Source organism: Kosakonia sp. 1610, assembly GCF_050435845.1.
In the GTDB taxonomy this organism is placed as follows: Bacteria; Pseudomonadota; Gammaproteobacteria; order Enterobacterales; family Enterobacteriaceae; genus Kosakonia; species Kosakonia cowanii.
The window spans coordinates 48,510-67,932 of sequence record NZ_JBNDKZ010000004.1; the positions used below are offsets into that span (position 1 = coordinate 48,510).

Here is a 19,423-nt window from a genome sequence, read left to right on the forward strand (position 1 = left end):
TCGTCGAGGAGGAAAAGGCAGGTTTACGAGGCGTTACACAAGGAAAAAAGAGGATTGCAGCGGGTTACATAAAGCCTGGAAGCTGTGCCGAAAAAGCGATTTGCAGGCAAAAAAAACCGGCACGTTAACGCGCCGGTTGTGTCAGGCTGAGCGAGGTCAGATAGCGACCGGCGCTTTGATCGCAGGGTGCGGATCGTAGCCTTCGATTTCGAAGTCTTCGAAACGGTAATCAAACAGCGAAGCGGGTTTACGTTTGATAACCAGTTTCGGCAACGCGCGCGGCTCGCGGCTCAGTTGCAGGTGCGTCTGCTCAAGGTGGTTGCTGTAGAGGTGCGTATCGCCACCGGTCCAGACAAAGTCACCCGGCTCAAGATCACACTGCTGCGCCATCATATGCACCAGCAACGCGTAGCTGGCGATATTGAACGGCAGGCCGAGGAAGACGTCGCACGAACGCTGGTAGAGCTGGCAAGAGAGCTTGCCGTCTGCCACATAGAACTGGAAAAAAGCGTGGCACGGGGCCAGCGCCATTTTGTCCAGTTCGCCGACGTTCCACGCCGAAACGATAATGCGGCGCGAGTCCGGATCGTTTTTCAGCTGCTCAATGACCGTTGAAATCTGATCGATATGGCGGCCGTCTGGCGTCGGCCAGGCGCGCCACTGTTTGCCGTAGACCGGGCCCAGATCGCCATTTTCATCGGCCCATTCGTCCCAGATAGAGACCTTGTTCTCACGCAGGTAGGCAATATTGGTATCGCCCTGCAGGAACCACAGCAGCTCATGAATAATTGAACGCAAATGGCAGCGCTTGGTGGTCACCAGCGGGAAGCCGTCCTGCAGATTAAAACGCATCTGATGGCCAAAAATAGACAGCGTGCCTGTCCCGGTGCGGTCATTTTTCGGGGTGCCTTCGTTAAGCACCTTTTGCATCAACTCTAAATACTGTTTCATGGTTCCTCAGGAAACGTGTTGCGGCGAACGATGGCGGTACGCCCAGATCATCATGATGGCGCCTGCAATAATCATCGGAATGGAGAGGATCTGCCCCATGCTGATGTACTGCACCCACTCGCCGGTAAACTGGGCATCGGGCTGGCGGAAAAACTCAACGATGATACGGAACGCGCCGTAGCCAATCAGGAACAGGCCGGAGACCGCGCCGGTCGGGCGAGGTTTACGGATAAAGAGGTTAAGAATGATAAACAGCACCACGCCTTCCAGCGCCAGCTCATAGAGCTGGGACATGTGGCGCGGCAGAACGCCGTAGGTATCAAAAATCGATTGCCACTCCGGATGAGAAGGCAGCAGTGCCATATCTTCCGCACGCGAGCCAGGGAACAGCATGGTGTATTTGAAGGAGGGATCGACACGGCCCCACAGCTCGCCGTTAATAAAGTTACCCAGGCGACCGGCACCGAGGCCAAACGGGATCAGCGGCGCGATAAAGTCGGCGACCTGGAAGAAGCTGCGTTTGGTGCGTTTAGCAAAGATGATCATCACCACGATCACGCCGATTAAGCCGCCGTGGAAGGACATGCCGCCGTCCCATACGCGGAAGAGATAGAGCGGATCGTCGAGGAAGAGCGGGAAATTGTAGAACAGCACGTAGCCGAGACGGCCACCGAGGAACACGCCGAGGAAGCCTGCGTAGAGCAGGTTTTCAACTTCGTTTTTGGTCCAGCCGCTGTTCGGGCGGTTAGCCCGGCGGGTTGCCAGCCACATAGCGAAAACAAAACCGACCAGATACATCAGACCGTACCAGTGCAGGGATACGGGTCCGATGGAGAAAATCACCGGATCAAAATCCGGAAAATGCAGATAGCCACTGTTCATCTGTCACCACAACTTGTTGTTATTCCGCCGAAAGTGGACAGCGGTACACCGACGCGGTCGCGCCTGGCGGCCGCTCCAAAGCTGCGAATCATAGCATAAGGCACATCAGGCAGGTTGCCGCTATGTTGTAAAAGTTATGTATAAACGAAACGGGTGCAGGCGGAGGTTCTGCGCAGAGCCCTTGCCGGATGGCGCTTACGCTTATCCGGCCTACAAAAGGCAAAGCACGGTGCGCAACCTATGCCGGATGGCGCTGCGCTTATCCGGCCTACAAACGGCAAAGCCCGATGCGTAACCTCTGCCGGATGGCGCTGCGCTTATCTGCCCTACAAACGGCAAAGCACGGTGCGCAGCCTCTGCCGGATGGCGCTGCGCTTATCCGGCCTACGAACGGCTAAGCCCGGTGCGTAACCTCTGCCGGATGGCGCTGGCGCTTATCCGGCCTACGAACGGCCAAGCCAGATGCGTAACCTCTGCCGGATGGCGCTACGCTTACCCGGCCTACAAAACAATGCTTATCCGGCCACCGAAGAAGGTCTGCCCTGGTAGGCCTGATAAGGCGAAGCCGCCATCAGGCATATTGCCCACAGAGCCGAAGGTCGGCTCTGTGGGCAATACTAAACCGTCGCTTAAATCCCGCCGCGGATCAGCCCGCCGAGGCCGCGGCGCTCCATAAAGGCGGCAATCTGGTGGCGCACTTCGGTTGTCAGTTGGGACTCCAGCGCACGCTGTGCCAGCGCCTGAACCTCTTCGCAATCAATGCGGCGCAGCAAATATTTGATACGCGCCACCGAACGACCATTCATGGAAAGATGCCGGTAGCCCATGCCAATCAGCAGCGCGACGCACATCGGATCGCCGGCCATTTCTCCGCATAAACAGAGATCGATCCCCAGCCGTTCAGCTTCGCCTGAAATCATCGCCAGCGCGCGCAGCACCGCCGGGTGCAGGCTGTCGTACATATTCGCCACGCGGGTATTGTTACGATCGACAGCAAGAATGTATTGGGTTAAGTCATTAGTGCCGACAGAGATAAAATCGACGCGGTTAACCAGGTGCGACAGCATAAACACCATCGAGGGCACTTCCAGCATCACGCCGATGCGCGGCTTCGGAATGGCATAACCGATCATCTCTTCCACTTCCCGCCCGGCACGTTCAATCAGCCTGCGCGCCTCATCCACCTCATCAATGCTGGTGATCATCGGCAGCAGGATGCTGAGGTTGCCGGTTGCGGCGTTTGCCCGCAGCATTGCGCGCACCTGGATCAGAAAGATCTCCGGCTGATCGAGGGTAATACGAATGCCGCGCCAGCCAAGACAGGGGTTCTCTTCACTGATCGGCATATAGGGAAGCTGCTTATCGGCGCCGACATCCAGCGTACGCAGCGTCACAGGCTTGTCGTTGAACATCTGCAACATGCCCTGATACTGCGCCACCTGCTCCTCTTCGGAGGGGAAACCGCTCTGCAACATAAAGGGAATTTCGGTGCGGTAGAGCCCAATGCCGTCGATTCGCTTGCCCAGCTTCTCTTCGTGGGCAGGGCTTAACCCGGCGTTGAGCATCACTTTAACCCGCTCGCCGCTGCTTAAGCGGGCTTCGAGGTTAACGTCATCTTCGGCAAGACGGCTTAACTCATTCTCTTCCGTGATGAGACGCTGGTACTCCTGCAGCAGTACCGGCTCAGGATCGACCAGCAGTTCGCCGCGATAGCCATCAACGATCAGCGTCCGCCGATGCAGCGCTGAAGGCTGAATATCGGCGCCCATAACCGTAGGAATGCCCAGCGCGCGCACCATAATCGCGGCATGGGAGTTGGAGGCGCCATCGCGCACCACCACGCCCGCCAGCCTGTCATGGGGCAACTCGGCAAGCGTCGTTGCAGAAAGTTCGTCTGCCACCAGCACGAAGCGTTCCGGCCAGCTATTCGGCCCCTGAATATTGTCATCGAGATGGAACAGCAGGCGCTGACCTAGGGCGCGCAGATCGCCCGCGCGCTCTTTCAGATAGCCATCACTGAGGGCGGCAAACTGCGCGGCAAAGCTCTCAATAACGGTTTTTACCGCCCACTCGGCGACCACACCGCGGTCAACCTCTTCAAATAGCTCGCGGCGAAGACGCGCATCGGAGAGCAGGTGCGAATAGAGGTCAAAGATCGCCGCCGTCTCTTTTTGCGCGCCGGCAGAGAAACGTTTGCTGTAGCGACGAAACTCATTCGCCGCCTCTTCCAGCGCGGTCGTTAACCTTTCCCGCTCAAGGGAGGTGTCCAGCGTCGAGGCCGGGTAAACCTGCTCCATCAACGGCAGCGTCTGATCCATCCACCCTTCGGCAATCGCCACGCCGGACGAGGCTGGCAGCGCACGAATACGGGTCTGACGATACTGGCCAAACAGGGCGGTTAGCTGAGACTGGGAAAGAATACCCGCCATCTGGGTGGCGAGGGTAACAAGGAAGGACTCTTCGCTCTCGTCGTACTGGCGAATTTCGCGCTGCTGCACCACCAGTACGCCAAGCAACTGGCGGCGCTGAATGATCGGCACACCAAGAAAAGCGCGAAACCGCTCCTCTTTCACCGAGGGGATAAATTTAAAGCTGGGGTGCTTTTGCGCGTCGGCAAGGTTGATAGGCTCCGCCAGCCTGCCTACCAGGCCGACGATACCTTGATCGAATGCGAGCGTAACAGTGCGGCCGCGCGGCTTTTTCAAACCGCGCGTCGCCATAAGATAGAAACAGCGCCTGTCGTGATCTGCGAGATAGACCGAACATACTTCGGTTTCCATCGCCAGACAAACGTCGGTAACCAGTATCTCCAGCGCTTCGTTAAGACGTGGCGCGCTGGCAACTTTCTCAACAATCTCTCGCAGTCGGGTGAGCATAATGTGGGTGGCTTAACCTCGTTTCCGTCGCCAGGCAGGCGCGCTTTGCGGCTTCACAGGGGTCTCCTGAAGCGCCAGCACAGCGGCTGCAAACTCTTTCATCACCCGCCGGTAGACGTCGCGTTTAAACGACACAACCTGGCGAACAGGATACCAGTAGCTCACCCAACGCCAGCCATCAAACTCGGGTGTACTGCTGGTTTGCATATTGATATCGCTGTCGTTGCTCATCAACTGCAAAAGAAACCATTTCTGTTTCTGGCCGATGCAAACCGGCTTTGTGTCCCAACGCACCAAACGTTTCGGTAACTTGTAACGCAACCAGTTACGGGTAGAAGCAAGGATACGAACATCTTTACGACTTAAGCCCACTTCCTCGAACAGCTCCCGGTACATGGCCTGCTCCGGAGATTCTCCAGGATTGATTCCCCCCTGGGGAAACTGCCATGAGTGCTGTCCGAAGCGTTTGGCCCACATGACCTGACCCTGTCGATTACAGATTACGATTCCCACATTTGGGCGGTAGCCATCGTCATCAATCACCGGACTACCTCAAAATAAACCTGAATAAAGCGATTGTTTCACACTCCCGGAAAACGGTAAACCACTCTATGACAGGGAGATAAACGAATAACAATTGAATAACTCACAGTTATCATCACACTTATAAACAGACCCGCATCACGCCGAGGGGTTTTATTCACCTTTTCTGTGGATAGAGTTGTGAAGAAGTATGGAATTACCCAGGGAAAACCCAGAGTAGTCCGAATAATGGCTTAAGATGCGCAAAAAATTACTCTCCGTAATTCATTGGTTTAGTGCATCGAAAACCCCTTTCCGCTGCCGTTTTGTGACGATCATCACGCTTAAGATCCTGGCGTTGATGAAAGATCGAGCAGAGCCGAATTTATCCACAGATTATGCCACTAAGTTAGGCACATTTTGTGCAAAAATTCGATTTTGCTCCCGCGTCAAGGCTGTAAATGGAAACAGTAGTCGTGGTTATTCCCACTTATCCCACTTTTCTGTGGATAACAGGGTGTAAGATCCTGTTCATTGTCAGTGACCAGATTTGGAAAACCTCGCGGCCTGTTGCGCAACACGCAAAGCGCTCTGCTAAATTAGCTTATAAATCATTGCATTGCTCTTTTTTCCCTGAACACGATAAACTTCTGCCGTGCGGTGGAAAACTACTGTCTATTTTTTAACCAAAAGGTTTTAGCATGTGTGTAATCGCCCCTCTCACCTCTCCACCCGAAACCGAAGCGCAGCTGCTGTCGCAGGCGCAGCGGCTGGCAGGCTATACGTTAGGCGAGCTGGCTGAACTGGCCGGCATGCCGACGCCGCGCGATCTGAAGCGCGACAAAGGGTGGATCGGCGTGCTGCTGGAGCGCTGGCTGGGAGCGAGCGCAGGCAGTAAGCCGGAGCAGGATTTTGCGGCGCTGGGCGTGGAGCTGAAAACCATCCCGATAGATCCGCTGGGCGGTCCGCTGGAAACCACCTTTGTCTGCGTGGCACCGCTGACCGGCAACACAGGCGTGGTGTGGGAAACCAGCCATGTCCGCCATAAGCTCAAGCGCGTCCTGTGGGTACCTGTCGAGGGATCGCGCACCATTCCCCTTGCTGAGCGTCGGGTAGGATCGCCGCTGCTCTGGAGCCCGGACGCCGATGAGGAGCAGCAGTTACGCCAGGACTGGGAAGAATTAATGGATCTGATTGTGCTCGGCCAGGTCACGCGCATTACCGCCCGTCATGGTGAAGTGCTGCAGCTGCGCCCGAAAGCGGCCAACAGTAAAGCGTTAACCGAAGCCATCGGCGAGCACGGCGAGCCGATTCTGACCCTGCCGCGCGGTTTTTATCTGAAAAAGAACTTTACCCGTGCGCTGCTTGCGCGCCATTTCGCGTTATCGACCTAGTCTGTTTTAGCCACTAAACCACCGCGTTTCGCTGCGCAACAACGCGCGCCTGCGCTTAAGGAAACGCCCTCGTCTTATAGCGGTGTAATCGGCGGTTTGCGCCCTCTCAGCAATAATTTTCAGATAATCCCGCTTTTTCATCGCATAAGGGCACGTTATTACTACACTTCTGTGAGGAAAAGCCGAGAGGACACGAACGATGAAGAAGTGGGCAGTGATTATTTCCGCGGTCGGGCTGGCATGCGCGGTCAGCGGTTGCAGCAGCGATTATGTGATGTCGACCAAAGACGGCAGAATGATTCTGACGGACGGTAAGCCGCAGATTGATGATGACACCGGGCTGGTGAGCTATCACGATCAGCAGGGCAACAAAATGCAGATTAACCGCGATGACGTATCCCAGATTATTGAGCGTTAAAAATTCCCTATAAAGGTCAGTAACCTGCTGGCCTTTAATCCATTTTTTCCTTTCCCTTTTGCTTCCCCTCTGCCATGGTTATATTCCTTTGTCAGCTCAACTGACGTGGCATGTTTGTTTAAGGAAGCCGGCTATGCACTATCACCGTATCCCCCACAGTTCGCTTGAAATAAGCACCCTCGGGCTGGGCACAATGACGTTTGGTGAACAAAACAGCGAAGCCGACGCCCATGCACAGCTTGATTACGCGGTCAGCCAGGGCATTAACCTGATTGATGTCGCAGAGATGTACCCCGTCCCTCCACGCCCGGAAACCCAGGGCCTGACCGAGACCTACGTCGGCAACTGGCTGGCGAAGCGCAACAACCGCGAAAAACTGGTTATCGCCTCGAAAGTGAGCGGCCCGAGCCGCAACAGCGATAGCGGTATCCGCCCGAACCAGGCACTCGATCGCAAAAATATCCGCGCCGCGCTTGATGAGAGCCTGAAGCGCCTGCAAACCGATTATCTCGATCTCTACCAGGTTCACTGGCCGCAGCGCCAGACCAACTGCTTTGGCAAGCTGGGCTACAGCTGGGTTGAGAGCGCGCCGGTCATCACCTTACTGGAAACGCTGGAAGCCCTTACCGAGTGCCAGCGCGCCGGTAAAATCCGCTATATCGGTGTCTCGAACGAAACGGCGTTTGGCGTGATGCGCTACCTGCAACTGGCGGAGAAGCACGAGCTGCCGCGCATTGTGACGATCCAGAATCCCTACAGCTTGCTGAACCGCAGCTTCGAGGTGGGTCTGGCGGAAGTGAGCCAGTATGAGGGCGTAGAACTGCTGGCCTACTCCTGCCTGGCGTTTGGTACGCTGACGGGCAAATACCTGAACGGGGCGAAACCGGCCGGCGCACGCAATACGCTGTTCAGCCGTTTTACCCGTTACAGCAGCGAGCAGTCACACAAAGCGGTAGCGGCCTATGTCGATATTGCGAAACGACACAATCTCGATCCGGCGCAGATGGCGCTGGCCTTCGTGCGCCGTCAGCCCTTCGTCGCCAGCACCCTGCTGGGCGCGACGACGATGGAGCAGCTGAAAACGAACGTTGAGAGCCTGCATCTGGAGTTGAGCGATGAGGTGATCGCGGAGATCGAGGCGGTGCATCAGGTCTACACCTACCCCGCTCCGTAAAACTTACCGGCGGCGCTGCCAGATCCACAGCGCCGCAATCGCCAGCGCAAACAGCACACCAAACCCGATACCGGTGCCCACCACCGGCACGCCCACTTTGATGGCCAGTGAGTAGAGCCCCAGCATCAGCAGCATGGCGGTGTTTTCACCGAGGTTCTGCACGGCAATGGCGTTGCCCGCACCGACAGACTCCTTACCAATCGCCTGCAACAGCGCGTTGAGCGGCACCACGAAGAAACCACCGAGCACGCCAATCAGCATCAGCACGCCATAAGCAGGCAGCAGAGCATGTTGTAGTGAGAAGATCACCACCGCGATACCAATCAGCACCCCGGCAGGCATACAGCGGGAGACTTTTTCCAGCGTCACCAGCTTCGCTGCCAGCCCGGCACCGACCACAATGCCGACGGCAACCATCGCGTTGAGGTAGGTTGGCGTGGCGTTATCCGTCAGGCCGAGCGCTACCGGCACCCACAGCACCAGCAGGAAACGCAGCGTCACGCCCGCGCCCCAGAAGAGGCTGGTACCCACCAGCGAGAAGCGGGTTTCGCCGTTCTGCCACAGGCTTTTGCAGGCGCTGAAGAAGCTGGCGGTCATCGGCCCAAAGCGCCACGAGCGCCCGGGACGCGCCGCAGGCAGTTTCGGGATCATTAGGTTAGCCACCACCGCCCCGGCGTAGACCAGCGCACAGACGCCGACCGCCGCCAGCACATGCCAGTCGGCCAGCACGCCGCCCGCGACCGAGCCAATCAGGATCGCGGCAATGGTCGATGACTCCATCAGGCCATTCGCCTTCACCAGCTTATCACCGGTGGTGATCTCGCCGAGAATGCCATACTTCGCCGGGGAGTAGGCCGCTGCGCCAATGCCCACCAGCAGGTAACCGACAAACGGGTTAACCCCTACGCAGATGCTCGCCGCGCCCAGCAGTTTCAGGGCGTTGGCAACCATCATTACGCGCCCTTTAGCAAAGCTGTCAGCCACCTGGCCGACAAACGGTGCGAAAAGAATGTAAGCGCCCACAAACACCATTTGCAGAACAGGCTGGCTCCAGTCGGGGTAAAACTCCGCTTTCAGCAGCGCCAGCGTGGCAAAGAGCAGTGCGTTATCGCCAAATGCCGAGAGAAACTGGGCGGCAATCACCGCCATCATTCCTCGCGACAAAAGCGGCGAGTTAGCGCTTACTGACTCATGCGTGTTCGGTTTCTGCCTCATCCACCACTCCTTTCAGGGTCACGAAATCGGGCTTGCCGCTGCCAAGCACCGGCAGCTGTTTCAGGAAACGGATATCACGCGGGACAGCCAGCTCCGGTACGCCCTGCGCACGCGCCTGCTGTTGCAGCTTGTCGCGCGTCAGTTCGCTATCGGTAGTGAACATCACCAGCGCCTCGCCTTTGCTGGCGTCGCTTTTCACCACGGTGGCGTGCATTTTCTCCGGCGAAACGGCCTGCGCCAGCTGCTCTACCATCTCCAGCGAGATCATCTCGCCGGCAATCTTGGCGAAGCGTTTTGCGCGCCCCTGGATCTGCACAAAGCCCTGCTCGTCGAAGCGCACGATATCGCCGGTGTCATACCAGCCCGGCTCCATCTCGCCGTTAATGTTTTCCGCCTTTGGCGCTTCCAGCACACCGGGGTTTTCCACCCGCAGATAGCCGGTCATGATGTTTGGCCCTTTCAGTTGCAGGCGGCCGCCCTCTTCAATGCCCGGCACCGCCATTAAGCGTGCGTCCATGCCCGGCAGGATGCGCCCGACGGTGCCCGGTTTCGCCGCCATCGGTACGTTGATGGAGACCACCGGCGCGCATTCGGTCACGCCGTAGCCTTCAAGGATGCGCAGGCCAAACTTGTCCTGCCAGATCTGACGGGTGCTCTCCTGCAATTTCTCCGCCCCGGCGACCACATAGCGCAGGCGGTAAAAATCATACGGATTGGCGAAGCGAGCGTAGTGACCGAGGAAGGTCGATGTGCCAAACAGCACCGTGCAGTTACGGTCATAGACCAGCTCCGGCACAATGCGGTAATGCAGCGGGCTCGGGTAGAGGAAGACCTGCGCGCCGGTAAACAGCGGCGTCAGCAGGCCAACCGTCAGGCCGAAGGAGTGGAAAAGCGGCAGCGCCGACATAAAGCGGTCATTGGCGGTGAAATCGGCAATGGTGCGGATCTGCTCGACGTTAGCCAGCAGGCTCTTATGGCTGTGCACCACCCCTTTCGGGTTGCCCTCGGAGCCGGAGGTAAAGAGGACCAGCGCCGGATCTTCCGGTTTCTGCTCCACCTGCGCGCGGTGCGGCATCAGCAGATGGCGGAAAATCCACAGCTTATCTTCAAAGGTGACATCCCCTTTCAGATCTTCGAGATAGACCCAGCGCACCTGAGTAAGTTGCTCCGGCAGATGCCACAGCTTGCCCTTATCCATAAAGGTGCGTGAGGTGAAGATGGTTTTGATTTGCGCCGCGGAAATTGCGCTGCTCATCCCTTTCACCCCAGCGGTGTAGTTCATCATCGCCGGAATGCGCCCGCGCGCAATGGCACCAAAGATCACCGCCGCGCTGATGCTAGCGTTCGGCAACATCAGGCCGATTTTCTCGCCCTGCGCGCTGTATTTATCGAGAATGCGCGCCACAAAGAGAGTTTTGGTCAGCAGCTTGCGGTAGCTGTCCGGCGTAAAGTTGATATCTTCCACGCAGGGCTTGCTGGCACCGTAACGGTACTGGGCGCTGAGCAACGCTTCGAACAGCGTTTCGCGCGGGCGCACCGCCATGCGGGCTTCCATCATAATCTGGTGCAGCATTTCGCCAGCAATCTTGCGGCGATCACGCGCGCGCGGCGCATCCGGCATCGGCAGCTGCGTCGGCGGCAGAATATGCAGGGTAATGCGCGGGAAAAAGCGCTGTTTAACCAGCCCTTTCAGACGGCTGAAGAAGGTCAGCTCCGCGCCATCAATACGCAGCGGGATCACCGTCGCGCCGGATTTCGCGGCGACAAAACCGGCCCCTTCATAAATCTTCATCAGCGAGCCGGAAACGGAGATGCGCCCTTCCGGGAAAATCACCACCGGGCGGCCTTCGCCAATCAGGCGAACCAGATGTTTAACTGACATGGGCTTGGTCGGGTCGAGAGGGACCAAATCGATGATTTTGCTGACCCAGCGCATATACCACTGCTCGCTAATTGAGGTGTAGACCGCAAAGACCGGACGCCCGGGAAGGAACAGCGCCAGTAAAATGCCATCAATAAATGAGACATGATTGGGGGTGATTAATACCCGGTCGCCGTTTAAAGGCGCGGTATCGCCGGTCAGCTGTACACGGAACAAGACGCGAAACAGGCCGCGGAAAAAGCCCAGTAGCATTTCAACTCCTTTTGCCAGTCATTGAGGCATGTGATTCAGAGTCTGGCAGATTACATGAGAAGTGCGGAGGGATAAAACGCAGGCAAAAAAAAACCTGCGCGTCCGCGCAGGTTGGTGCAATCAATAAGTACGAAAAGCGTACTGAATAAATCACCAATCAATACCTCTGGGACGTCGATTGTCACCTGCGCCTGGGTGCGCGACCAGCGGGAAAAAGCAAGAGAATGAGCCGAAGTGAAACGAGGTGTGTCGATTAGCGATTACTGTTACACGGCAGGATAAAAAAAACCTGCGCATCTGCGCAGGTCGGTGTAAGTCGAGTGTGCAACGTAGCGTTGCGCTCACCTATCAATACCTCTGGGATGAACAGAGTCGCACGGTCGGGCCGCCGACAACCAGCGGTCAATCGAAACAGGCTTTCGCAAAGTGTAAGTAAAGGTTCTCAGTGTGTGCATTTGCAACGCCGCGCATGTAACGTTTTCACGATGCGCGCCGCGCTGGCTCACGTTTGCAAAGAGTGGTACACGCGCAGCCTTGAACAGACGCCCCTTTTCCGTAACACTAACTGCTGTGTAAACGCTTACCCAGGAAGGTAGAGAATGGCGACGATTAAAGACGTTGCGCGGCTGGCCGGGGTCTCGGTTGCGACGGTGTCGCGCGTGATCAACAGCTCACCGAAAGCCAGTGAAAACTCGCGCCAGGCGGTACAGAGCGCGATGGATTCGCTTAATTACCACCCGAACGCCAACGCCCGCGCGCTGGCGCAGCAATCGACCGAGTCGGTGGGGCTGGTGGTGAGCGATGTATCGGATCCCTTTTTCGGCGCGATGGTGAAAGCCGTTGAGCAGGTCGCCTCCGCCACCGGCAACTTTCTGCTGATTGGCAACGGCTACCACGTAGAAGAGAAAGAGCGTAAAGCGATTGAGCAGCTGATTCGCCACCGCTGCGCCGCGCTGGTGGTGCACGCAAAGGTGGTGCCGGACGAAGAGCTGGCGTCGCTGATGAGGCAGATCCCCGGTATGGTGCTGATTAACCGCATTCTGCCCGGCTTCGAGCAGCGCTGTGTGGCGCTCGACGACCGCTACGGCGCCTGGCTGGCGACGCGCCATCTGATCCAGCAGGGCCATACGCGCATTGGCTATCTCTGCTCCAACCATGAGATCTCCGACGCCGACGACCGCCTGCAGGGCTATTACGATGCGCTGAAAGAGAATGGTCTGCCGTGCAACGACAGGCTGGTGACCTTCGCCGAGCCGGACGAGAGCGGCGGCGAGCAGGCGATGACCGAGCTGCTCGGACGCGGACGCAACTTTACCGCCGTGGCCTGTTACAACGACTCGATGGCCGCCGGTGCCATGGGCGTGCTGAATGATAATGGTATTGATGTGCCGCGCGAGATTTCGCTGATTGGCTTCGATGATGTGCTGGTGTCGCGCTATGTCCGCCCACGGCTGACCACCGTGCGTTATCCGATCGTGACGATGGCGACCCAGGCCGCCGAGCTGGCGCTGGCGCTGGCGGAAAACCGCCCGCTGCCGGAGATCACCCATCTCTTTAACCCGACGCTGGTGCGCCGTCATTCAGTGATTGCGCCGCCGGAGAGTTCATAAGGCGCATATTGCCGCTTAAACGCCGGAACCACGTAGGCCGGATAAGCGTAGCGCCATCCGGCAATGGGGTTGGATTGGTGGAATGGTTCCGTTCACCAGGCGTGTAGCGGAATATTTTTATCACCGGTGCGGTGAACGGGATAAGGGAAGCGGCCGCGCTCCCCTTATCAATCCCCGCGGCCCCGCAAGGAAATCGGTGCTGCGCACTGCGCTCACCTCCCGCGTGCCTGACTGCGGCCGGCTCGACTCGACATCCTGTCTCGGTTCGCCTCTGTCCGCCATCCATGGCGTCCAGACCTTGTCATTCACACTTCGGTTCGCCGATTTCAGCGGGGACACAACCCCTCGCTGTAAAATCTTGGATAAAAGCAATATCGGTGTGGCTGTAGGCTCGTTTTGGTAGGCCGGATAAGGCGCAGCCGCCATCCGGCAATCGGTGCCGCGGAAATAATGCCGGATGGCGCTGTCGCTTATCCGGCCTGGGCGGTTTCAGTAGCTCAGATTATGTAAGCCGGATAAGGCGCAGCCGCCATCCGGCAATCGGTGCCGCGGAAACAATGCCGGATGGCGCTACGCTTATCCGGCCTACGTCGTTTCAGCGGCTAAACACTCAAAGCGCAATGCGATACAGATGCACGCTGGTATTCGGGTAATCGAGGCCATCCCCGATATACGCCCAGCCGAAACGCTCATAATAGTCACGGAAAGCGGCGTAGAGATGCAGCTGGTCAAAGCCCATCCCTTTCGCCTGCTCCATAACATGGCGCTGTAACTGCCCGGCCAGCCCCTGGCCGCGCGCACTCTCTTTTACATAGAGCGCAGCAAGCCATGGGTAAAGATCCTGGCGGCTGATCAAATCGCAGCGCCACAGCCCGACGGTGCCCAGCAGTTCCTCGCCCTCTACCATCACATAAGTCAGCGGCAGCTGTCCCGGCGTCTGGCTGTGCTCAATGATGCTGGCGAAAAACTCTCGCGACAGCGAGTCGCCAAACTCCTGCCACAGCCAGTCGGTCACCTGCCCCGCATGCTGCGGTGCCTCATAAAGCGGCAGAATAGTCACATCAACTTCCCCTGAAAAATAGGCACTGACTCAAACAGATAGCCGTCAAAATCCGGCGCGTCTTCGTCCGACAGCTCAAGCAGGCTCTTTTTGACGTTTTCGAGATGCTGCCACATCGCCTGCCAGGCCCCCATCACATCACGGCGGCGCAGCGCGGCCAGCAGGGTTTGGCGGTCGCCGAGCCACTTCAGGCGGTAGGCGCGGCTGGCGATATGCACGTTGAACTGCTGCCACAGCGGGCTGCTGTCCATGTGATGCCAGATGCTCTCAACCGTTGCCAGCAGCATCTGGTTTTGCGACGCGCCCGCCAGCACCAGGTGGAACATCTTGCTGTTGTCCTGCGACGTGTCGTTGAGGGCGATGGCGCGCTGCTCCTGCTCGAGGATGCGCCGAAGATTGTCGATATCCGCCCGCGTCGCCATCTTGGCGGCAAAGGCGGCGATGTTGCTCTCCAGCAACTGGCGCGCCTGGAGGATCTCAAACGGGCCGACATCGCTGCTTAAAAAGCGCTCCTCTTCGTTTTCATGAGCCTGAGGAATGCGCATCACATAGACCCCGGAGCCCTGGCGGATATCCACCGTGCCCTGCAACTCCAGCATCAGCAAGGCTTCGCGCACGATGGTACGGCTGACGCCATACTTCTCGGCAATATTGCGCTCCGGCGGCAAGCGCGAGCCAACGGGATAGTGACCCTCGATGATCTGCTCCCGCAGATCGTCGCCAATCTCCTGGTACTGTTTTTTCTCCGGCGGGACGACGGCCTTCTCCACGATATCACCTGCACTTATCAGTCGTTGCGCTATCTTACTTCATCATCAAGGGTCAGGGTCAACTGACGCTCATCCCGGAGCTGGCGAAACCAGCCAAGTGACTTTTTCGGCCTGCGGTCGCGGTTATGTTGCAGGTCGATCTCCACCAGCCCATAGCGGTTTTTGAAGGCATTCATCGGTGACACGTTATCGGTAAACGCCCACAGCATGTAGCCCTGGCAATTTGCCCCCGCCTCCCTCGCGCGCAGTGCCTGGTAGAGATGCGCGGCGATAAAGTCGATGCGGTAATCATCCTCAATGGTGCCCTGCGCGTTGCGAAACTGCCCTTCGTTCTCAATACCCATGCCGCTCTCCGCCACGAACCACGGAATATTGCCGTACTCATTTTTAAGGCGCATCGCCATATCAAAAACGATCTCCGGCAGGATCTCCCAGCCGCGCGAGGTATTCATCTTGCGCCCCGGCAGCTCAAACGGTTCGTAATAGTAGGCCGGATGGAAAGGGGTTTCCGGGTGCCAGGCGCGGGAGGGCGCTTTGACGCGGTGCGGATAGTAGAGGTTAATCCCCAACTCATCGACGGTGTTATCGCGAATAATCGCCAGCTCCTCGTCGCTGCACTCCCACTTCACCCCATGTTTCTCCAGCAGCCCCAGCAGCTCCGCCGGGTAGTGACCTTTAACCATCGGGTCGAGAAACACCCGGTTGTAGAAGAGATCGTAGCGCTCGGCCGCCAGCAGATCGTGCGGCGCACGCGAACGCGGGTAGGTCACTTCCGGGTTGAGAATGCAGCCGATGCTGCCCTTGTACCCCTTCTCGCGAAATAGCTTCACCACTTTCGCGGTGGCGAGATTTTTATGATGGTTCCACTGCATCCAGGTCGAGGTGTTCTGCTCATAGGGCCAGCGCAGCGCATCAAGGTAGACGCGGGTCTGCACCACAATCGGCTCATTAAAGGTAAACCAGCGCGTCACCTTCTGGTGATAGCGCGCCAACACCTTTTCGACATAGAGCAGATAGAGTTCGACCACTTTTTTCGACGCCCAGCCGCCGTAGGTTTCCAGCAGATAACCGGGCAGTTCATAGTGCTCAAGGCAGATCATCGGCGCAATGCCGTGACGCGCCATTTCATCAAACAGTTCGTCGTAGTAAGCGGCGTAGCGCTCATCCACCACGCCATTTTCATAATCGGTGAGAAAACGCGACCAGTTGATGGAGGTGCGGTAATGGGTTAAGCCCGCCTGCTTCATCAGCTGCACATCTTCGCGAAAGCGCTGGTAGAAGTTGGTCGCCACCGCCGGGCCGTAGCCCTGATGCCAGACGTGACGATCGTTTTTGTACCAGAGATCGGGCCACGAATCCTGACCCTCGCGTTTGTCCTTCCACCCTTCCGTTTGCCAGGCCGATGCGGCGGCACCGAGGATAAAGTCAGGCGGGATGGTGACAGTTTTCGTGCTCATAACGTCCTCACACTTTCGGCGTAGAAGAGGTGGCTTCCGCTTGCAGCTGCGCCTGCTCGGCGCGGCGTGAGGCAATCTTCACAAACGGCAGATAGATAATGATAGCGGTCAGTATGCAGATAAGCTGCGTGATCACCGCCCCCATCGATCCGGCGGTAGAGAGCCAGGCGTTGATCAGCGGCGGCGTGGTCCACGGCACCATCACCACCGCTTTACCGGCAAAGCCGCTGGCGGTAGCGAAGTAACCGATCGAGCCGGTTACCAGCGGCGTAATAATAAACGGGATCGCGAGGATCGGGTTGAGCATGATCGGCATACCGAAAATCACCGGCTCGTTAATGTTGAAGATCCCTGGGCCTATCGACAGCTTGGCTATCTCCTTCATCTCTTTGCGTTTGGTAGCGATCATCACCGCCACCAGCAGGCCGATGGTCAGCCCCGATCCGCCGATGCTCATATAGACATCCCAGAACGGCATGGTGATGATGTTCGGCACCTCTTTGCCCTGCTCAAAGGCGCTCATATTGACGGTGATCGCCCCCAGCAGCAGCGGTTCGCGGATCGGTTTGATCATCTGGTTACCGTGGATGCCAATCACCCAGAAGAGCTGGGCGACAAACATCAGCAGCAAGATCCCCGGCAGGCTCTGCACCACCCGCTCCAGCGGCTGCTGCACCACCTGGTAAACCGCGTCATAGAGATACATGCCGGTCAGCTGGTGGAAAATAAAGCCGAAGGTGGCGATCGCGGTAGTGGTGATGATCGCCGGGATCAGCGCGGAGAATGAGGCAGAGACGTTGGGCGGCACGGTGTCCGGCATCTTGATCTTCAGCCCTTCGCGCGTCTCCAGCCAGCAGTAGATCTCCACCGACAAAATGGCGATAAACATGCCGAGGAACAGGCTGCGGGTATCGGAGAACTGGCGCAGCAGCACATCTTTCACCACGTGCATCTGACCATCGACCAGCATTTCAACGGTGGTCGGCGTCACGCAGATAAAGCAGATCACCGCCAGCAGGCCAGGAAAGAGCGTGCGGATACCGTTGATACGCCCCAGCTCGATACCGATTAAGAACACCGCGCCGATATTGAGGAAGTTAAGCGTGGCGTAGTTGATGGCGCTGGTAATTGGTTTTAGCGCCGCCAGAAACGAGAGCGACTGGAAGCTGGCGAGCCCGTTTTTCGGGTCCAGCACCATGTTGGAGATCAGCACAGAGAAGGCGCCGACAATGATCACCGGCATCAGGGTAATAAACGAGGCCTTGATGGCCATGATGTAGCGATAGCTGTTGAATTTCGTCGCGAAACTCCCCAGCGAATCGATGAGCTTTTCTTGTAGGGCCATGAGTTAACACCTCAGTAAAGGAGCTTTTTTATCGATGCAGGGATACCGCTGTCGTCCCATTTGGCATACCAAAAATAGCCACGCCCGGCGAAAAGTTCTGTGATGCGCCTCGCAACACCCAATCTGGTATTCCAAAATGCGGCATAGCGCGCATTTGGCATACCACCTTACGGATTGCAGGGATTTACGGGAAAAAGGAGGGGCGATCCCGCTGCGTATAAGCGGGATCGTGGATCAGGTTCAGAACTGCTCGAGGCCGATCAGCTCTTCAATGGTCTGGCGACGGCGGATCAGGCGCGCCACGCCGCCATCAAACAGCACTTCCGGCAGCAGCGGGCGGCTGTTGTAGTTTGAGGACATCGACGCGCCATACGCGCCGGTATCGTGCAGGACTAAGTAGTCACCCGCTTTCACTTCCGGCAGCAGGCGCGTTTCCACTTTGCCGCCCTCTTGCTGGGTAAAGACATCGCCCGATTCGCACAGCGGACCGGCAACCACGGTGTCGATGCGCGCCGCGTCGCGCAGATCGCGCCCGTCGGCGGCCAGCGCCGTAATGTGGTGATAGCTGCCGTACATCGCCGGGCGCATCAGATCGTTAAACCCGGCGTCGATCAGCACAAAGTGGCGGCTGCCCATGGTTTTCACGCTGCGCACCTGAGAGATCAGCACGCCCGACTCCGCCACCAGGAAGCGCCCCGGTTCGATCTCCAGTTTCACCGCATGGCCGAGATGCTGCGCGATTTTCTCCCGCGCGGCGTTCCACAGGCCGTAGTAGTGCGCGGTATCAACCGGCTCTTCGCCTTCGTGATAGGGGATCGACAGGCCACCACCGGCGGAGATAGCCGGCAGATCCTGGCCGAAGTCGATCACCTGCTGCACCATCGCGCCACACACCTGCTCAAGGTGAGCATAATCAACGCCGGAGCCGATATGCATGTGGATGCCCGCCAGTTGCAGGCCGTAACGCTGCATTACCTCCAGCGCCGCGCCCATGTCGCTATACCAGATACCATGTTTGCTGTTCTCGCCGCCGGTGTTGGTTTTCTGGCTGTGACCGTGACCAAAACCGGGGTTAACGCGCAGCCAGACGCGGTGGCCTGGCGAAACGGCACCGAGCTGCTCGAGCATATCTACTGAACCGGCGTTTACCGCGATGCCCAGTTCGCTGACGCGGGCGATAGTCGCCTCATCCAGCACATCGGCGGTAAAGACAATATCGTCCGGGTGAGTTTTCGGATCGTAGCCCGCCGCCAGCGCACGCTCGATTTCGCCCAGCGATACCGAATCCACCTTCACCCCCTGCTCGCGCATCAGGCGCAAAATATGAATGTTAGAGCAGGCCTTTTGGGCAAAACGGATGACGTCAAAGTCGCGCAGTTTGGCGATCTGCTCGCGAATGATTTGCGCATCGTAAACCCATACCGGGCAGCCAAATTCCGCAGGCAATTGCAGCAGGTTAGCGGCGTTGAGGTCGGTTTCTGTCTGGTGTAGCGAGCGTGGCATAACAACTCCGTCAGCAATCTTTTTTATGATTACGCCACAGGTTGAAGCGAATAAAAAATATCTTTTTATCGCGAGGCTATGCAAAAATGATATGGATAACCTTCTGCAACTG

The 19,423-nt window shown here is 57.6% G+C and carries 15 protein-coding genes; 4 read left to right on the forward strand and 11 right to left on the reverse strand.

Annotation, left to right across the window (positions count from 1 at the left end):
• Nucleotides 1-156 precede the first annotated feature (156 nt).
• The 4 genes from thyA to rppH all read right to left on the reverse strand — a co-directional run bounded on the left by thyA (nucleotide 157) and on the right by rppH (nucleotide 5,252).
• A complete protein-coding gene (gene thyA, locus ABIC80_RS13335; RefSeq protein WP_042713402.1) occupies nucleotides 157-951 on the reverse strand; it encodes a thymidylate synthase in 795 nt (264 codons plus the stop codon).
• A gap of 6 nt (nucleotides 952-957) precedes the next feature.
• On the reverse strand, nucleotides 958-1,833 hold the full coding sequence (gene lgt, locus ABIC80_RS13340; RefSeq protein WP_042713403.1) for a prolipoprotein diacylglyceryl transferase: 876 nt from the start codon (nucleotides 1,831-1,833) through the stop codon (nucleotides 958-960).
• A gap of 629 nt (nucleotides 1,834-2,462) precedes the next feature.
• Nucleotides 2,463-4,709, reverse strand: coding sequence for a phosphoenolpyruvate--protein phosphotransferase (ptsP, locus tag ABIC80_RS13345; RefSeq protein WP_023481129.1), 2,247 nt, complete (start codon nucleotides 4,707-4,709; stop codon nucleotides 2,463-2,465).
• Between the two features lie 12 nt (nucleotides 4,710-4,721).
• The gene (rppH, locus tag ABIC80_RS13350) at nucleotides 4,722-5,252 is read right to left on the reverse strand and encodes an RNA pyrophosphohydrolase (protein WP_034813806.1); all 531 of its coding nucleotides are present in this window, start codon (nucleotides 5,250-5,252) and stop codon (nucleotides 4,722-4,724) included.
• Nucleotides 5,253-5,932: 680 nt separating this feature from the next.
• Here rppH and mutH point away from each other — a divergent pair.
• The 3 genes from mutH (at nucleotide 5,933) to ABIC80_RS13365 (ending at nucleotide 8,217) form a co-directional block, all read left to right on the forward strand.
• Entirely contained in the window at nucleotides 5,933-6,625 is a 693-nt protein-coding gene (gene mutH, locus ABIC80_RS13355; RefSeq protein ID WP_429177453.1) for a DNA mismatch repair endonuclease MutH, read from the forward strand.
• A 199-nt stretch (nucleotides 6,626-6,824) separates the two neighbouring features.
• Nucleotides 6,825-7,043, forward strand: a complete 219-nt coding sequence (locus ABIC80_RS13360) for a YgdI/YgdR family lipoprotein (RefSeq protein WP_023481134.1) — start codon at nucleotides 6,825-6,827, stop codon at nucleotides 7,041-7,043.
• Between the two features lie 133 nt (nucleotides 7,044-7,176).
• On the forward strand, nucleotides 7,177-8,217 hold the full coding sequence (locus ABIC80_RS13365; protein WP_429177455.1) for an NADP(H)-dependent aldo-keto reductase: 1,041 nt from the start codon (nucleotides 7,177-7,179) through the stop codon (nucleotides 8,215-8,217).
• A gap of 3 nt (nucleotides 8,218-8,220) precedes the next feature.
• On the opposite strand, the gene lplT is transcribed toward ABIC80_RS13365, so the two are convergent.
• On the reverse strand, nucleotides 8,221-9,432 hold the full coding sequence (gene lplT / locus ABIC80_RS13370) for a lysophospholipid transporter LplT (protein WP_094421932.1): 1,212 nt from the start codon (nucleotides 9,430-9,432) through the stop codon (nucleotides 8,221-8,223).
• On the reverse strand, nucleotides 9,407-11,566 hold the full coding sequence (gene aas, locus ABIC80_RS13375) for a bifunctional acyl-ACP--phospholipid O-acyltransferase/long-chain-fatty-acid--ACP ligase (protein ID WP_429177457.1): 2,160 nt from the start codon (nucleotides 11,564-11,566) through the stop codon (nucleotides 9,407-9,409). Before aas ends, lplT begins: the two co-directional genes overlap by 26 nt.
• 599 nt (nucleotides 11,567-12,165) lie before the next feature.
• Between aas and galR the strand changes: the two genes are divergently transcribed.
• On the forward strand, nucleotides 12,166-13,176 hold the full coding sequence (gene galR, locus ABIC80_RS13380) for an HTH-type transcriptional regulator GalR (protein ID WP_200135185.1): 1,011 nt from the start codon (nucleotides 12,166-12,168) through the stop codon (nucleotides 13,174-13,176).
• 610 nt (nucleotides 13,177-13,786) lie between these two features.
• On the opposite strand, the gene ABIC80_RS13385 is transcribed toward galR, so the two are convergent.
• The 5 genes from ABIC80_RS13385 to lysA all read right to left on the reverse strand — a co-directional run bounded on the left by ABIC80_RS13385 (nucleotide 13,787) and on the right by lysA (nucleotide 19,311).
• Nucleotides 13,787-14,236, reverse strand: a complete 450-nt coding sequence (locus ABIC80_RS13385; RefSeq protein WP_429177459.1) for a GNAT family N-acetyltransferase — start codon at nucleotides 14,234-14,236, stop codon at nucleotides 13,787-13,789.
• Nucleotides 14,233-15,006, reverse strand: coding sequence for a GntR family transcriptional regulator (locus ABIC80_RS13390; RefSeq protein ID WP_023481037.1), 774 nt, complete (start codon nucleotides 15,004-15,006; stop codon nucleotides 14,233-14,235). The genes ABIC80_RS13385 and ABIC80_RS13390 overlap by 4 nt, the downstream gene beginning before the upstream one ends.
• A 29-nt stretch (nucleotides 15,007-15,035) precedes the next feature.
• Nucleotides 15,036-16,463 carry a glycoside hydrolase family 1 protein gene (locus ABIC80_RS13395; RefSeq protein ID WP_429177461.1) on the reverse strand — a complete coding sequence of 476 codons (1,428 nt, stop codon included), beginning with the start codon at nucleotides 16,461-16,463 and terminating at the stop codon, nucleotides 15,036-15,038.
• 7 nt (nucleotides 16,464-16,470) lie between these two features.
• Nucleotides 16,471-17,808, reverse strand: a complete 1,338-nt coding sequence (locus ABIC80_RS13400) for a PTS sugar transporter subunit IIC (protein WP_076769149.1) — start codon at nucleotides 17,806-17,808, stop codon at nucleotides 16,471-16,473.
• 240 nt (nucleotides 17,809-18,048) lie between these two features.
• A complete protein-coding gene (gene lysA, locus ABIC80_RS13405) occupies nucleotides 18,049-19,311 on the reverse strand; it encodes a diaminopimelate decarboxylase (protein WP_429177463.1) in 1,263 nt (420 codons plus the stop codon).
• Nucleotides 19,312-19,423: the final 112 nt, after the last annotated feature.

Coding starts and splice junctions, on each gene's coding strand:
- thyA (WP_042713402.1), bottom strand. CDS start 951: ATGAAACAGTATTTAGAGTTGATGCAAAAGGTGCTTAACGAAGGCACC.
- lgt (WP_042713403.1), bottom strand. CDS start 1,833: ATGAACAGTGGCTATCTGCATTTTCCGGATTTTGATCCGGTGATTTTC.
- ptsP (WP_023481129.1), bottom strand. CDS start 4,709: ATGCTCACCCGACTGCGAGAGATTGTTGAGAAAGTTGCCAGCGCGCCA.
- mutH (WP_429177453.1), top strand. CDS start 5,933: ATGTGTGTAATCGCCCCTCTCACCTCTCCACCCGAAACCGAAGCGCAG.
- ABIC80_RS13360 (WP_023481134.1), top strand. CDS start 6,825: ATGAAGAAGTGGGCAGTGATTATTTCCGCGGTCGGGCTGGCATGCGCG.
- ABIC80_RS13365 (WP_429177455.1), top strand. CDS start 7,177: ATGCACTATCACCGTATCCCCCACAGTTCGCTTGAAATAAGCACCCTC.
- lplT (WP_094421932.1), bottom strand. CDS start 9,432: ATGAGGCAGAAACCGAACACGCATGAGTCAGTAAGCGCTAACTCGCCG.
- aas (WP_429177457.1), bottom strand. CDS start 11,566: ATGCTACTGGGCTTTTTCCGCGGCCTGTTTCGCGTCTTGTTCCGTGTA.
- galR (WP_200135185.1), top strand. CDS start 12,166: ATGGCGACGATTAAAGACGTTGCGCGGCTGGCCGGGGTCTCGGTTGCG.
- ABIC80_RS13395 (WP_429177461.1), bottom strand. CDS start 16,463: ATGAGCACGAAAACTGTCACCATCCCGCCTGACTTTATCCTCGGTGCC.
- ABIC80_RS13400 (WP_076769149.1), bottom strand. CDS start 17,808: ATGGCCCTACAAGAAAAGCTCATCGATTCGCTGGGGAGTTTCGCGACG.
- lysA (WP_429177463.1), bottom strand. CDS start 19,311: ATGCCACGCTCGCTACACCAGACAGAAACCGACCTCAACGCCGCTAAC.